The organism is Paraburkholderia sp. SIMBA_030, from assembly GCF_046535245.1.
GTDB lineage: Bacteria > Pseudomonadota > Gammaproteobacteria > Burkholderiales > Burkholderiaceae > Paraburkholderia.
On the sequence record NZ_JAWRXB010000028.1, the window covers coordinates 22911 to 37923 of the forward strand.

General features: G+C 63.7%; 13 protein-coding genes and 1 tRNA gene. 4 read left to right on the forward strand and 10 right to left on the reverse strand.

Translation table 11 applies throughout. The features are described from left to right. Positions 1 to 77 precede the first annotated feature (77 nt). Positions 78 to 162 (forward strand) — tRNA-Leu (locus tag SB772_RS34980). Positions 163 to 364: 202 nt separating this feature from the next. Here the strand turns inward: SB772_RS34980 and SB772_RS34985 are convergent. Further along, entirely contained in the window at positions 365 to 1747 is a 1383-nt protein-coding gene (locus tag SB772_RS34985) for an amino acid permease (protein ID WP_410837696.1), read from the reverse strand. Positions 1748 to 1961: 214 nt separating this feature from the next. On the opposite strand from SB772_RS34985, the gene SB772_RS34990 reads away from it, so the two are divergent. Further along, entirely contained in the window at positions 1962 to 2906 is a 945-nt protein-coding gene (locus SB772_RS34990) for an alpha/beta fold hydrolase (RefSeq protein WP_410837697.1), read from the forward strand. A 53-nt stretch (positions 2907 to 2959) separates the two neighbouring features. Here the strand turns inward: SB772_RS34990 and SB772_RS34995 are convergent, their stop codons facing one another. The 8 genes from SB772_RS34995 to SB772_RS35030 form a co-directional block, all read right to left on the reverse strand. Further along, complete coding sequence (locus SB772_RS34995; protein WP_410837698.1) at positions 2960 to 3793, reverse strand: M55 family metallopeptidase; 834 nt, start codon at positions 3791 to 3793, stop codon at positions 2960 to 2962. Beyond that, positions 3793 to 4875 carry a P1 family peptidase gene (locus SB772_RS35000; protein ID WP_410837699.1) on the reverse strand — a complete coding sequence of 361 codons (1083 nt, stop codon included), beginning with the start codon at positions 4873 to 4875 and terminating at the stop codon, positions 3793 to 3795. Before SB772_RS35000 ends, SB772_RS34995 begins: the two co-directional genes overlap by 1 nt. Further along, a complete protein-coding gene (gene gsiD / locus SB772_RS35005) occupies positions 4872 to 5777 on the reverse strand; it encodes a glutathione ABC transporter permease GsiD (RefSeq protein ID WP_410837700.1) in 906 nt (301 codons plus the stop codon). The genes SB772_RS35000 and gsiD overlap by 4 nt, the downstream gene beginning before the upstream one ends. 7 nt (positions 5778 to 5784) lie before the next feature. Further along, on the reverse strand, positions 5785 to 6705 hold the full coding sequence (gene gsiC / locus SB772_RS35010; RefSeq protein ID WP_410837701.1) for a glutathione ABC transporter permease GsiC: 921 nt from the start codon (positions 6703 to 6705) through the stop codon (positions 5785 to 5787). A gap of 102 nt (positions 6706 to 6807) precedes the next feature. After that, complete coding sequence (gene gsiB / locus SB772_RS35015; RefSeq protein WP_410837702.1) at positions 6808 to 8370, reverse strand: glutathione ABC transporter substrate-binding protein GsiB; 1563 nt, start codon at positions 8368 to 8370, stop codon at positions 6808 to 6810. A gap of 85 nt (positions 8371 to 8455) precedes the next feature. Next, on the reverse strand, positions 8456 to 10378 hold the full coding sequence (locus SB772_RS35020; RefSeq protein ID WP_410837703.1) for a dipeptide ABC transporter ATP-binding protein: 1923 nt from the start codon (positions 10376 to 10378) through the stop codon (positions 8456 to 8458). 91 nt (positions 10379 to 10469) lie between these two features. After that, complete coding sequence (locus tag SB772_RS35025; RefSeq protein WP_410837704.1) at positions 10470 to 11462, reverse strand: isoaspartyl peptidase/L-asparaginase family protein; 993 nt, start codon at positions 11460 to 11462, stop codon at positions 10470 to 10472. Beyond that, positions 11459 to 12424, reverse strand: coding sequence for a MurR/RpiR family transcriptional regulator (locus SB772_RS35030; RefSeq protein ID WP_410837705.1), 966 nt, complete (start codon positions 12422 to 12424; stop codon positions 11459 to 11461). The genes SB772_RS35025 and SB772_RS35030 overlap by 4 nt, the downstream gene beginning before the upstream one ends. Positions 12425 to 12713: 289 nt before the next feature. Here SB772_RS35030 and SB772_RS35035 point away from each other — a divergent pair, with 289 nt between their 5' ends. Next, positions 12714 to 13424, forward strand: coding sequence for a pseudouridine synthase (locus SB772_RS35035; protein WP_410837706.1), 711 nt, complete (start codon positions 12714 to 12716; stop codon positions 13422 to 13424). A 168-nt stretch (positions 13425 to 13592) separates the two neighbouring features. Next, a complete protein-coding gene (locus SB772_RS35040) occupies positions 13593 to 13781 on the forward strand; it encodes a hypothetical protein (protein WP_410837707.1) in 189 nt (62 codons plus the stop codon). Between the two features lie 116 nt (positions 13782 to 13897). On the opposite strand, the gene SB772_RS35045 is transcribed toward SB772_RS35040, so the two are convergent. Then, positions 13898 to 14962, reverse strand: coding sequence for an NAD-dependent epimerase/dehydratase family protein (locus SB772_RS35045; RefSeq protein ID WP_410837708.1), 1065 nt, complete (start codon positions 14960 to 14962; stop codon positions 13898 to 13900). Positions 14963 to 15013 lie beyond the last annotated feature (51 nt).

Here is a 15013-nt window from a genome sequence, read left to right on the forward strand (position 1 = left end):
TTGCCCGCCGTCGAATTTTCGGCCATAATCTCCGTCTTCGCCGTGCGCCATACCTTGGCGCGTGCGCTGCAAGACCCGCCCAGGTGGTGAAATTGGTAGACGCAGGGGACTCAAAATCCCCCGCCGCAAGGCGTGCCGGTTCGATTCCGGCCCTGGGCACCAAAGATTTCGACTGCGTTCCACCGACACACAGTCTTCAGCTGTTCCTCGAACCCCGCCAGCGCGTTCTGCCTGCGGGGTTTGTCGTTTCCGGCGATCTCGCCGGCAGTCTACGCATTGCAGCCAACCAGCCAATCGCGCCGCCTGCGTGGATCAAGCGGCATGCGCGCAAGAGCGCACGCCACGCCGCCACATCCCTTACTTATCACTCCGCCGCCGTCACGCCCCCACCCGCTATCGCACGTCGACGCTTGAACGCATAGCCGCCCCACATCACGACCAGCCACGCCGGCACGAGCCACACCGATACCGACAAGCCCGGCGTCATCGCGAGAATCACGAGGACCAGCGCCATGAACGCGAGGCAGATCCAGTTGCTGACGGGAAACCAGAACGACTTGAACACCAGCGTCTCGCCCGCCGCGACCATCGCCTTGCGCGACTTCAGATGCGTCAGGCTGATCAGCGCCCAGTTCAGCACCAGCGCGGCGACGACCAGCGCCATCAGCAGGCCGAGCGCTTCGGCCGGAATCAGATAGTTGACGATCACGCAGGTGAAGGTAGCGAGCGCCGACAAACCGATCGCCATATACGGCACACCGCGCCGGTCGACCTTCATCAACGCACGCGGCGCATTACCCTGTTCCGCAAGACCGTAGAGCATCCGGCTGTTCGCATACACGCCGCTGTTGTACACCGACAGCGCCGCGGTCAGCACCACCACGTTGAGGACATTCGCCGTCAGCGTCGAACCGATCTGCGAGAAGATCATCACGAACGGGCTGCCGCCGGCGGCCACCTGATTCCACGGATACAACGAGAGCAGCACCGTCAGCGAGCAGATGTAAAAAATCAGGATCCGGTAAATCACCTGGTTCACGGCCTTAGGAATGCTTCGCTGCGGATCGTCGGCTTCGGCCGCCGTGATACCGATCAGCTCGAGGCCGCCGAACGAAAACATGATGACCGCGAGCATCATGAACAGGCCGTGGAAACCGTGCGGGAAAAAGCCGCCATTAGCCCAGAGATTGGTGATCGAGGCCTGCGGACCGCCGTGACCGCTGATCAGCAGATAGCCGCCGAACAGGATCATGCCGATCACCGCGACCACCTTGATAATCGCAAACCAGAATTCGGTTTCGCCGTAGGCTTTGACGTTGGCGAGATTGATCGCGTTGATGCCGGCGAAGCACACCAGTGCCGATACCCATGCTGGCACACCCGGCCACCAGTAATGCACATAGGTGCCCACTGCGGTCAGCTCGGCCATGCTCACGAGCACATACAGCACCCAGTAATTCCAGCCGGACAGAAAGCCGGGAAAATCGCCCCAATATTTATACGCGAAGTGGCTGAACGAACCGGCGACCGGCTCCTGCGCGACCATCTCGCCGAGCTGCCGCATGATCATGAATGCAATGATGCCGCCGATCGCGTAGCCGAGAATCATCGACGGGCCAGCTGCCTGCAACACGCTGGCGGAGCCGAGAAACAGACCGGTGCCGATCGCGCCGCCCAGCGCGATCAGCTGGATGTGGCGATTCTTAAGCCCGCGCTTCAGGCCATCTTGCTGCCGTGCACTATTCAAAATTGCGCCCCAGAGTATGGATATCGATCACCCGATCAGACTTATGGCCTGCCCGGGCAGAACCGTAAATTTTACCGCGGCCGATATTGCCTAAATACTGGGACCAACCCGCGCTTGGTTCTGCGCCGCACCTAACCACGACGATATCGATTGACACGGCGCGCCGCTTCGGTATGGTGCCCCTAGTCGAGGTTTCAGCCTTCGGAGATTCAACATGTCGCCCAAACGTCTGCTTTGCGCTGCTGCTTTGTGTCTCTGGTTCGCTGGGGCCAGCGCCGTCGCGCAAACCGCGGCGCCCACTGCCGAACCCGCCGCCGAACCGGCGTCCGCGCCAGACATGGAATCACCGGCTCCTGAAGCACCGGCAACGCCAGCCGCAGCCCCCGCGCCAGCGCCCGTAGCGCCAGCAGCACCCGCTGCGCCGACCGCAGCCGCCCCCACACCACCCGCAGCGATGACCGGCCCCGTGCGCAACGTCGTGCTGGTTCACGGCGCCTTCGTCGATGGGTCGAGCTGGAATGGCGTTGTCGCGAAGCTTCAGCAGAAGGGCTATCACGTGAGTTCGGTGCAGAACCCGCTCACCTCCCTCGCCGACGACGTCGCCGCCACCCGCCGCGTGCTCGCGCGTCAGGATGGCCCGGTCATGCTGGTTGGGCATTCCTGGGGCGGCGTGGTGATCACCGAAGCGGGCGCGAACGCGCCGAACGTCGCCGGCCTTGTCTACGTAGCGGCGATTGCGCCTGACCTGCATGAATCGGCGACGGATCTGCTGAAACGCGCGGCGCCGATGCCCGCGGGCAAAAACATCGTCGCCGACCCGAGCGGCTTTCTCTGGCTCGACCGCACCAGGTATCACGCCGACTTCGCCGCCGACGTCCCCGAAAGCCTGACGCGCGTGCTCTCTGCCGCGCAACAGCCGATCGCCGCGAAGGCGTTCAGCGAAACCGTCAGCCAGGTGGCATGGAAAGAGAAGCCGTCGTGGTACGTGCTGACAACGAAGGATCGCGCGGTGTCGCCTGAAGTCGAAAAATTCATGGCCGACCGGATGGGTGCGAAGGTCGTGTCGATCTCATCGAGCCATCTTGCGCCGGTGTCGCATGCCGGTGCGATCGCCGATGTGATCGATCGGGCGGCGAGAGAACTCAGCCGGCAGCAGTAACCGGCTTCAGGCGAATGCGCGAGCTTTGCCCCGCATCGTTCCTCGGTATACGGCTAGCGCAACATGAACGACATCGCCGACAGGCAGTTCAACATGCGGACCGCATGTTCCGCCGATGCCGCACTAAAGCGCAACGTCACGGCATCGACGCGCGTAAGCGTCGGCCATTGGCAAAACAGATCGGCGAGCGCGGCGGTTTGCACGCGCAATTCGCATTCGACCGGTTTTGCTGCAGCGCGCGTGGCTTGCGGCGCATGACCGGCGTTGATGTGCTGTTGCACCACCTCGCGCGCGGCACTTTCGATCACATCACGTGCGGCGGCCGGCGTTTGCGTGACGCCGCTCGCGTGACCCGTCGCGCTCTTGGTGACGACAAATCGGGCACCCGGAAAATACGGCGACGTTTCCTCGGCGAATACATCGTCACCGGACAAAAGCGCCACACGTGCGCCATATTCTTCCGCCAGCGCGCCATACAATCCCGCCTCGCCGACTTCGACACCGTTCAGCGAAACCCGCGCGAATGCGAAGCTATTGACGGTGTGCGCGAGGATGCCGCGCGTTTGCGACATGGCGTGATAGCCGATCATGAACACTAGCGCCGCGCCGTATTCGAGCCCGGCCATCATGCCGAGCGTGCGCGGCTTGCCGAGCACCAGCTGGGCGCGCGCATCGAGCAGATCGGGCAACAGATTGCGGAAACCGCCGTGCGAGTCGTTGACCCACACGTGCGTCGCGCCGCCAGCAAACGCGCCTTCGATCGCGGCATTGGCTTCGAGCGTCATCCAGCGGCGTGCGGCTTCGTACTCACCGTTGCCCGCACGCGTTTGTTCAGGATGGAACACGCCAGCCACGCCTTCGATATCGGCGGAAATCAGGACTTTCATCAGGAAGATCGCTTGAGAAGTTGAGCGAGGTCGGCAACGGTGTCGTGCAGCGATAAGCGCCGATGACCGTCGCGGCCCGTCACCGAGGTGGCGCTCCACAACGCATCGACAACCGCTTGCTCGACGCTGTCCGAACAGGCACGGAATAACGGATCGAGGCGCGCGTCTGCGAGCAAAGGCGGCAACGCGACAAAATCGGCATCGTGCGGCACGGTGTAGGCCGTTGAAAACGCCAACGCGATATCGCCGCTGCCGTGGCCGTACGCCGAACCGGTTCGTGCGAGGCCCGCCGCCGCGCGCAACGACAGACGTTTGAGTTGGCGTGCGTCAAGCGGCGCGTCGGTGGCGACGATCATGATGATCGAGCCTTGTTCCGGCTGGCCTGCCGCAGTTGCCGCCGCGGCGGCTTTGGACGCACGTCCGGCCAGCATGCGGCCGAGCGGCACACCGTCGATCGTCAGCATCGGCAGGCGGCCGAAGTTCGCCAGCACCAATGCGCCGACGGTATAGACCTGCCCCGCTACGTCGACCACGCGCGATGCATTGCCGATCCCGCCCTTCAGATCGAAGCACGACATGCCGCGCCCCGCGCCGACCGAACCGCTTGCGATGTTAGTGCTTGCCGCAGCCCAGGCCTCGTTGTAATGCTGCTCACGGACTGCCAGCGCCTGGATATCGTTCAGGTATCCGTCATTGCATTCGAACACCAACGGATTGAGCGTCGACCACTCGCGTCCGATCCGCGGATTCGTGTGGATCGCCGCGCGAATCTGCGCCTGCGCCACCGCCGCGACGCCAAAGGTGTTGGTCAATGCAATCGGCGTTTCCAGCAAGCCCAGTTCTTCGACCTGCACGAGCCCGACGCTCTTGCCAAAACCGTTGATCACCGACGCAGCGGCCGGCACCTTGTGGAGAAACGGATCGCCACGGTGCGGATGGATCACGGTGACGCCGGTTTGCACCGTGCCGTCGTCCAACGTGCAATGTCCGGCTGTCACCCCTTGCACATCGGCGATCGTGCCAAGCGGACCGCGCGGCAATACGCCGATATGCGGCGCGTTTTGAGGTTCTGTAAAACTCATGGCCGGTCGAGCTTCGGATCGAGTGCATCGCGCAAACCGTCGCCGAGCAGGTTGAACGCCAGCACGGTGAGGAAAATCGCGAGGCTCGGAAACAGCGCGATATGCGGCGCGGTGACCATGTCGGCGCGTGCCTCGTTGAGCATCGCGCCCCACTCTGGCGTCGGCGGTTGTGCGCCGAGTCCGAGAAAGGACAGGCTGGCCGCCGTGATGATCGACGTGCCGATACGCATCGTGAAGTACACCACCACCGACGAAATCGTCCCCGGCAGAATATGCCGCACGATGATCGTCCAGTCCGATGCGCCAATACTGCGCGCCGCTTCGATGTAGGTCAGTTGCTTGAGCATCAGCGTATTGCCGCGCACGAGCCGCGCAAACGCGGGGATGCTGAAAATCGCCACCGCGCAGATCACGTTGATCATGCCGTTGCCGAGAATCGCCACCACGCCGATCGCCAGCAGAATGCCGGGGAATGCGAACAGCACGTCGGCGATCCGCATGGTGATGCGGTCCCACCAGCCTTCGTAATAACCTGCCAGCAGGCCGAAGAACGTGCCGATCAACGCCCCGATCGCCACTGACAGAAAACCTGCCTCCAGCGAAATACGCGAGCCCGCCAGAATGCGGCTGAAAATGTCGCGGCCCAGCGAATCGACGCCGAACCAGTGCGCGGCCGTTGGCCCCGCGTTCAACGCGTCGTAGTCGAAAAAGTTTTCCGGGTCGTACGGCACGATATGCGGCGCGACGATCGCGACCACAATCAGCAGCAGCACGAAAATGCCCGCGGCGAGCGCCACGTGCTGCTTACGGAATTTGCGCCAGAACTCGCTCCACGGCGTGCGGATCGTGCTTTCTACGAGGGCGGCCTTGGCCGCATTCGCCTCGGCGACTGAGATGCTCATGCGAGCCTCACTTGAAACGGATGGTCGGGTTGATGACGGCGTACAGCACGTCCACCACCAGATTGATGATGATGAATTCGAGCGAGAACAACAGCACCTCGGCTTGAATCACCGGATAGTCACGCATCGAAACCGCGTCCACCAGCAGGCGTCCGAGGCCCGGCCAGTTGAACACCACTTCGACGACGATCGAGCCGCCCAGCAGAAAGCCGAACTGCAGGCCCATCATCGTGACGACGGGAATCATCGCGTTGCGCAGGCAATGTTTGACGATCACGAGCCGCTCCGGCACACCTTTGGCGCGTGCGGTGCGCACAAAGTCTTCGTTCATCACTTCGATGAACGAGGCGCGCGTGAAGCGGGCCATCACCGCGGCCACCGCCGCGCCGAGCGTCAGCGACGGCAGCACGTAGCTCTGCCACGAGCCGTCGCCGACAATCGGCAGCCAGCCGAGCTTGACCGAAAAAATCTCCATCAGCAGCATGCCGAGCGCGAAGGCCGGAAACGAAATGCCCGACACCGCGAGCGTCATGCCGAGCCGGTCCGGCCAGCGATTGCGCCAGACCGCCGACACGATGCCGATGCCCATGCCGAGCACGACCGCCCACACCATGCTGGCAAGCGTAAGCAGCAGCGTCGGCATGAAACGCTCGCCGATTTCCTGGCTGACCGGCCGCTTGCTGCGCGTCGACGTGCCGAAGTCGCCGTGCGCGATCTTCACGAAGAAGTGGGCAAATTGCTGCGCCATCGGCTGGTCGAGGCCGAGGTCGGCGCGCACCAGCGCGACGGTCGCTTCGTCGGCATCGGGGCCGGCGGCGAGCCGCGCCGGATCGCCCGGCAACAGATGCACGAACAGGAAGACCAGCACCGAGACGATAAAGAGCGTCGGCAGCAAGCCAAAGAGACGTTTGACAAGGAAGTTCAGCATGAAACCCAATCCGGCAATGAGGCAGACAGCGATGGATCGTCAGAAAGCGACCGTCCGGCCGGCGCGCTCTTATGGAACACGCCGCGCTCGACGGTCAGCTCATCACTTGATTGCGATCTCGTCGAAATTGAACGAGCCGTCCGGCGCCACGTAAGCACCCGACAGACGCTTGCTGCGCGCATACACGACCTTCTCCTTGACGAGGAAGATCCACGGCGCGTCGGCCCAGATACGTTTTTGCGCATCGGTGTAAAGTGCGGCTTTCTGCGTGCGATCGGTGGTTTCGAGCGCCTGCTTCAGATCGCTGTCGACCGTGTCGTTCTTGTAGTACGCGGTGTTGACCATCTTCGGCGGGAAGGAAACCGACGCGAGCAGCGGCGTGATCGCCCAGTCCGCTTCGCCCGTCGACGACGACCAGCCCGCGTAGTACATCCGCACCGGCGCGGTTGCCGCATCCTGCGCGCTCTCGACCTTGGCGACACGCTGACCCGCCTCGAGCGCCTCGACCTGCGCCTTGATGCCGACCTGCGCCAGTTGCTGCTGCACGAACTGGATCACCTTCTGCGCGGTCGAGTAGTTATAGGCCGACCACAGCGTCGTTTCGAAACCGTTCGGATAACCCGCTTCCTTCAGCAGTTCACGCGCCTTCGCCGGATCGTACGGCCACGGGCCGAGCTTCACCGCGTAGTCGACGCCCTGCGGCACGACGCCGTCAGCCGGCGTCGCATAACCGGCGAACACGACCTTCGTCAGCGCTTCCTTGTTGACCGCGTAGTTCAGCGCTTCGCGCACCTTCGGATTGTCGAACGGCTTCTGATTCAGGTTCAGGCTGATATAGCGCTGGATGATCGAGGGCGACGCGATCAGATCGACCTTCGGGCTCGACTGCAATTGCGCGGCCTGCTCGAACGGCACCTGGAACGCGAAGTCCGCTTCGCCGGTGCGCATCAACGCAGCACGCGTGTTGTTGTCGACCACCGGCTTCCAGTCGATCGCGTCGACCTTCGGGTAACCCTTCTTCCAGTAGCCGGAGAACTTCTTCACCGTCAGATCGCCTGCCGGATCCCACTTCACCAGTTCGAACGGTCCGGTGCCGACCGGGTGGAACGCAATGTCCTTGCCGTACTTCTTGAGCGCCGTCGGCGAGATCACCACCGCCGACGGATGCGCGAGCACGTTGATGAACGCCGAGAACGGCGCTTTCAGCGTGATCTTCACCGTGTACGGATCGACCACTTCGGTTTTGTCGATGCGGTTGAACATGTTGTAGCGCTTCAGCTTGTTCGCCGGATCGGTGACGCGGTCGAAGTTGGCCTTAACCGCCGCGGCGTTGAAATCGGTGTCGTCCTGGAACTTGACGCCCTGGCGCAGCTTGATCGTGTAGACGCGTGCATCCGCGCTTGCTTCGTAGCTGTCGGCCAGCACGTTGACCAGCTTCATGTCCTTGTCGAAACCGAACATGCCTTGGTAGAACGACTTCGCAACGGCTTGCGACAGCGTGTCGTTGGCGTCGTACGGATCGAGCGTCGTGAAGGTCGAGGCGACCGCCATCACGGCAGTCGTTTCGGCGTGCGCCGCATTGCCCGCGAGCATCGCGAACACCACCGCGCCGCCGCTGACCAGCGCGCGCAAACGAAACGGAGAAGACGGGACCAGCAGGTTCATGAGGTTGGCTCCAGGCTGCGAATTGAAACGGGTTGTGGTGCGAGTGAAGAGTCGGGTTTAAAAATCAGGGTTGAATATGCAGGCTTTAATAAGCGCCGCAGACCCGATGCCCGGCGACGAAATGGCCCGGTCCAACCGCGACCAGCGGCGCCACCATCGGCTCGTCGTCGAGCGCGCGAATCGGGCTCGGAATTTCATCGGCGGCAAGCATCCGTTTCGCGTGGCGGCGCGCCGGATCGGCCACCGGCACCGCGCCCATCAGCTTCTTCGTGTACGGATGTTGCGGTGCTTCGAACACTGCGCGGCGCGGACCGATCTCGACGATCTGGCCGAGATACATCACCGCGACGCGATGACTGACGCGCTCGACCACCGCCATGTCGTGCGAAATGAACAGATACGCGACGCCGAGTTCGCGTTGCAGATCGAGCATCAGGTTGACGATCTGCGCCTGCACGGACACGTCCAGCGCGGAAACGGATTCGTCGGCGATCACGACTTTCGGATTCAACGCCAACGCGCGCGCGATGGCGATGCGTTGCCGTTGACCACCTGAGAATTCGTGCGGATAACGTCGCGCGGCTTCGGGCGGCAAGCCGACCTTCTCGAGCAGCCACGCAACCCGCGCTTGTGCTTCTGCGCCCTGCGCCACGCCGTGCACGAGCAAGGGCTCCATGATCGAGAAGCCCACCGTCAAACGCGGATTCAACGACGCGAACGGATCCTGAAAGATGAACTGGATATCGCGGCGCAGCGCTTGCAGCGCAGGGCCGGTCAGCGAACTGATGTCCTTGCCGTCGAATTCGATCGAGCCGCTCTGGCTTTCGACGAGACGCAGCAATGAACGGCCCGTCGTCGATTTGCCGCAACCCGATTCGCCGACCAGTGCGAGTGTCTCGCCAGGACGCAAATCGAAGCTGACTTTCTCGACCGCATGCACGCGGCCCGTCACACGGCCGAACAAACCGCTCCTGACCGGAAAGCGCGTGATCAGATCACGCACGCGCAAGATTGGCGGCGCGTTTTCATCGATCGACGGTTGCGCTTCTTCGGCTACGGCGGCTGCGGGTCGAACGGCTTTGTCGGTGCCGGTCAAGGCCGCTTGTTCGACCGTCAGAATCGGGAACCTGGCGGGCTGGTCGGTGCCTTCCATCGCGCCCAGGCGCGGCACGGCTGCGAGCAGCGCTTTCGTATAGGGATGCGCCGGCGCGGCGAACAGCGCATCCGAAGCACCCTCTTCGACCTTCTCGCCGCGATACATCACCAGCACGCGATCGGCCACTTCGGCCACCACACCCATGTCGTGCGTGATGAAGATCACGCCCATGTTCATCTCGTCCTGCAAGCCGCGGATCAGCTGCAGGATCTGCGCCTGAATCGTCACGTCGAGCGCGGTGGTCGGTTCGTCGGCGATCAGCAACGCGGGCTTGCACGACAGCGCCATCGCGATCATCACGCGTTGCCGCATGCCGCCCGACAACTGATGCGGATAGCGCGCGGCCACGCGGCGCGCTTCGGGGATGCGCACAAGTTCGAGCAGACGCAGCGTTTCAGCACGCGCGGCGGCCCGGCTCTTGCCCTGATGCAATGCGATCGCCTCGCCGATCTGGTCGCCGACGGTGAAGACCGGATTGAGCGAAGTCATCGGCTCCTGGAAAATCATCGCGATATCGGCGCCGCGAATCGAACGCATCGTGCCGGACGACGCTTTCGCGAGATCGAGCACGCTGCCGTCGCGGCGCCGGAAGGCGATGCTGCCGCCGGCAAGGCGCCCACCGCCGTGCTCGATCAGCCGCATCAACGCGAGCGATGTCACCGATTTGCCCGAACCCGATTCGCCGACGATCGCCAGCGTCTCGCCGCGCTCGACCGTCAGCGATAGATTGCGCACCGCGTTGAAGGTCGTCTCGCCGCTGCGAAATGCGACGGACAGATCGTCGACCGCGAGCACGCGTTGCGGCGGCAAGGTTTCGATAAGCGGGCGGACGATGTGCGATGAAGTCGGCACGATGGATTCCTTTGAATTCGAACGCGGCTAGCGGTAGTTCATGCAGTGGCTGCAGTGAAAGTGGCAGCAGCCGTGATTGCGCGGGACGGACTTAGCGATAGATCGCCGTCACCGGCGTCTCGCCAACGCGGGCAAACCCGCGATACATACCTTCGGTGTTGAAAGGCAGCGTGACATTGCCGCGCGCATCGACGGCGACCAGACCGCCGCGGCCATCGATCTTCGGCAGACGGTTCATCACCACGTCGTTCGCCGCTTCTTCGAGCGAGACGTTGCGATACGCCATCTGCGCGGCGACGTCGTAGGCGGCGACCATGCGCATGAACATCTCACCCGAGCCCGTGGTCGAGACCGCGCAGGTTGCGTCGTCCGCATAACAGCCCGCGCCGATCAGCGGCGTATCGCCGACCCGGCCGACCTGCTTGTTGGTCACGCCGCCCGTCGACGTTGCCGCCGCCACATGGCCGTGCTGGTCGAGCGCGACCGCGCCGACGGTGCCGAACTTGCGATTCGGATCGATCGGTTCGTGCGGCGTGGGATTGCCGTCATTCGGAGACCGTGCGGCAGCGAGCGTCGCGCCGTCGTGATCGAGCATCGCGCGTTTTTGATCGCGTGCGAGCAACCATTGACGATGGCGCGCTTCGGTATGGAAATATGCCGGCTCGACGAATTCGAGACCTTGCGCGGCCGCGAACGCTTCCGCGCCTTCGCCGGTGAACAGCACGTGTTCACTGCCTTCGAGCACGCGGCGCGCGGCCAGAATCGGATTGCGCACGCGCTTCACGCAGCAGATCGCGCCGGCTTCGAGCGTGCTGCCGTCCATGATGGCCGCGTCGAGTTCGTGCGTGCCGGCGGCCGTGTACACCGCACCGCGGCCCGCATTGAAGAGCGGGCAGTCTTCGAGCAGACGCACGGCTTCGCTGACGGCGTCGAGTGCGCTGCCGCCGTCGGCAAGCACGTGCTGACCGGCGCTCAACACTGCGTGCAAGGCGGCGTGATATTCGGCTTCGGCACCGGCCGACATCGACGAGCGCAGGATGGTGCCTGCCCCGCCGTGAATGGCAATGACTGCGTTGGCGTTCATCGTTTCGCTTTGGTCGTGCGGGTGGTACGGGTAGAAGCGCGCGCGGGCCGATCCGGCGTGCTGGACGGCACGGCTTGTGGATCGGTCAGCCACGGCAACACGAATTCAGTCACGCCAGCAGCCGCTTTCACCGAGCGTTTCGCGCGATACGCCACCGCGTCGCAGAGTGCTTCGATGACGGCCAGCACGGCGGCATCGGCGTTCGCCGCAAGCCGCCGTTCGGAGCGGATATAGAGCGAGAGATCGGCGAATTGCGCGAGCGGCGAGCGCGGGCTGTCGGTCAGCGCGAGCACGCGTGCGCCGCGGCTTGCGGCACGGCGCGCGAGTTCGATGGTGTCCTCGACATAACGCGGAAACGCGATGGCGACGACGAGATCGCCCTCGTCCGAGGTGAACAGGCGCCGCGCGGCATGCGAGGGTCCACCGATCAACGCAAGCGACTGCACGTTGTCGTGATACGGCATCAGGCCGTGTTCCATCAAGCCCGCGAGAAACGCGCTGGAGCCCGCGCCGAGCACGAACACACGGCGCGCGGCGATGATCGCTTCGACGGCGGCTTCGGCGGCGGCGCTATCGATCGCGGTGCGGGTGGAGTGAAGATTGGTTGCCGCCTGTTCGAGCGACGCGTCGATCAGATCGTCGCCGGGAGCGAGCGACTCTTGCGCGCTGCGCAGCCGTTCGACTGGCGCGAGCGTGGCTTCGAAGCCGCGCACGAGCGCTTCGCGAAACTGGGGATAGCCGTCGAAACCGAGCGCGCGAGCGAAGCGATTCGCCGTTGCCACCGATGCGCCCACCACACTGGCCAGTTCGTCGATCCGCATGGTGGCGGAGCGAAACAGATTGGCCAGCACGTAGTCGCCCATGCGCCGATGGATCGGCGTCAAAACCGGCATTGCCGCAGTGATGCGCGCGGCGATGGCCTGCTCGGCGGGATTGGATGCAGCGGATACGTGATGGATCATGCGAGCGAAGTGGTGCTGACACCGTAATCAAAATGAATGAAATTATATTTACATGAAAACCTTCTCGAAAAAAATTCATTTTCATTTTCGCGGGTTTTCCCCGACGACCGGGCGGGACTCGCCACGCAGTCACGCTACGCGATGAAAATCCGTTTTCATCACGCGGCTGCGGCACGCTCGGGAAGCTGAGCAAGACGCGCGGCCGGCGACATGACGATGATCAGCGCCTGCACGGCGAAGGCCGCGGCCGCCGCAACCAGACAGGGCTCGGTGTTATTCTTCGCTCGCCATGAATCTCGAAAGCATCCTCTTTACCCAGGGTTTCGGCTCGCGCCGCCAATGCCGCGCACTGATCGCCGACGCTCGCGTAACAATCGGCGGCATTGTCCACACCGATCCCGACGCCGATTTCGCAACCGATGACGGCGCGTTCCAGTTCAGTGTCGACGGCATCGTCTGGCCGTATCGCGAGCATGCCTATCTGCTGCTGAACAAGCCCGCCGGCTACGAATGTTCGCGCGAGCCGCAGCATCACCTGAGCGTGTTCAATCTGCTGCCGCCGCAGTTCGCCGCACGCGGCGTTCAATGCGTGGGCAGACTCGATCAGGACACCACCGGCCTGCTGCTGCTTTCCGACGACGGCAAGTTCGTGCACGCGTTCACGTCGCCCAAACGCAAAGTGCCGAAGGTGTACGTCGCGACCACCCGCCATCCGATCGACGACACACAGCTGAGCGCCTTGCGCGACGGCGTCCTGCTGCATGGCGAACCCAAACCGGTCGCAGCCGTGAACGCGCAGGCGCGCGGCGATCACGCACTGGAACTCACGGTGATGGAAGGTAAATATCACCAGGTCAAACGGATGATCGCCGCGGCAGGCAACCGCTGCGAGGCGTTGCACCGCGAGCAGATCGGCGGACTTGCATTGCCGGCCACACTCGCCGAAGGCGCGTGGCAATGGCTCGACGAAACCGACCTCGGATCTTTACGGAGCGGGTAAACAGGTAGCGCGCTTTTAAAGCCTTGAACGGCCACGAAAAAAACGTTCGCAACCGCACAAACCCCTTGCTGGCAGCCCCGGCGCACGCTGCATCGCAGCATGCTCTTCCTTACAACCCGCTCTATACTCGATTAAACAAAGACTACAAAGCGTTCAAGGAGGGGCACCATGGTCATCCACGGCACTGTCGAATTCTCGTACGTGATGATTGCATTCACGTGCCTCGGGCTGGTCCTGATCGGCGGACTGCTGGCCACGATGCGGCTGCGGCACAAGTATCATCCGAATCTTATCGGCGCCTTGATCGGCGCCATGCTGTGCTTCCTGTTACTGGAGGCACTGCCGGCGTTGACGTAAGGCGGCTGGGTCACGCGCGGCCGGCGCACGGTCGGCTCGGCGCGCGTTTTTCCGGGCGACGCCCGGGGCGGTTGCTTTTTACTCGCGGCGGAACACATTGGATCGAATCGTGGCGCTTAATCGCGCCCTTTAGCTTCGCCGGCGGTTCGAGCGTCAGTTGTGCCGCGAACCTCACGCAGACAATCTTCAACGCTCGGATAACGCAGTCGCACGCGCAATTCCTCTTTGAGGCGCCGGTTCACGAGCCGCCTCGACTCCCGCATGAACGACAGCAAAGTCGGCTCGATCTGCTGCTCGGCGGCGGCGCGCGTAATGCGCGGTGCACGCTCGAGGCCGAACGCGTCGGCCACTACATCGAAGTACTCGCCCATTTTCAGCGACGTATCGTCCGACGCATGGATCACGCGCGCCGGCCGGCCGTGTGTGGCCATGCGCACGAGAATCGCGGCGAGATCGTCGGCGTGGATATGGTTGGTGTAGACGTCGTCTGCATCGATCAGCGCTGGCGTGCGCTTTTCGAGCCGCGCCAGCGGCAGACGGTTGCCGGCATAGATACCCGGAATCCGCGCAATGCTTGCCGCGATCGCGCCTTGAGCCGTCGCGCGCCGCAGTTGCCGCTCGGCTGACACGCGACGCCTCGCGCGCGGATTGGCTGCTTGGAGCGTACGCGTTTCGTCGATCCATGCGCCGCCACAATCGCCGTAGACGCCCGTCGTGCTGGCATAAACCAGCCGCACGGGCGTGCGCGAGCCGGCGGTTCGCCGCACCCCGTCGGGTACAATGTTGGCTGCTTCAGATTCCATCCATGCAGCACGAACGCGGCGCAGCCGCGCGACCGGCACTACCGTGCCGCGCGCGGCACCCGGAGCACGACTCCGGCGGGCACTCAGCGTAGCGAGTAACGCGCGGGTACGGCGGTCGTCATCGCCGGTCTTTTGCGGCGGCGCGAGATGCAGCACGGTCGGCGCGAGGCCCGCGAGCCGTTTGAGGCTGCGGCGCGCATCGAGGTCGCCGAGCAGCGGCGTCACGCCAGCCGCGCGCAATTCGGCGCGGCGCCCGGCGTGGCTGGTCAGCGCGAAGACATGCGCGCGCGGCTGCAGCAGGGGCACGCAACGCATACCCACATCGCCGCAACCGACGATCAACACGCGTGGCCGGCGGAAGTTTCGTGTCGCTTTCATGGTGGACGCATTGTAGCCGTCAAGCGCGGCAGGTACCGCACAGTTGGCATC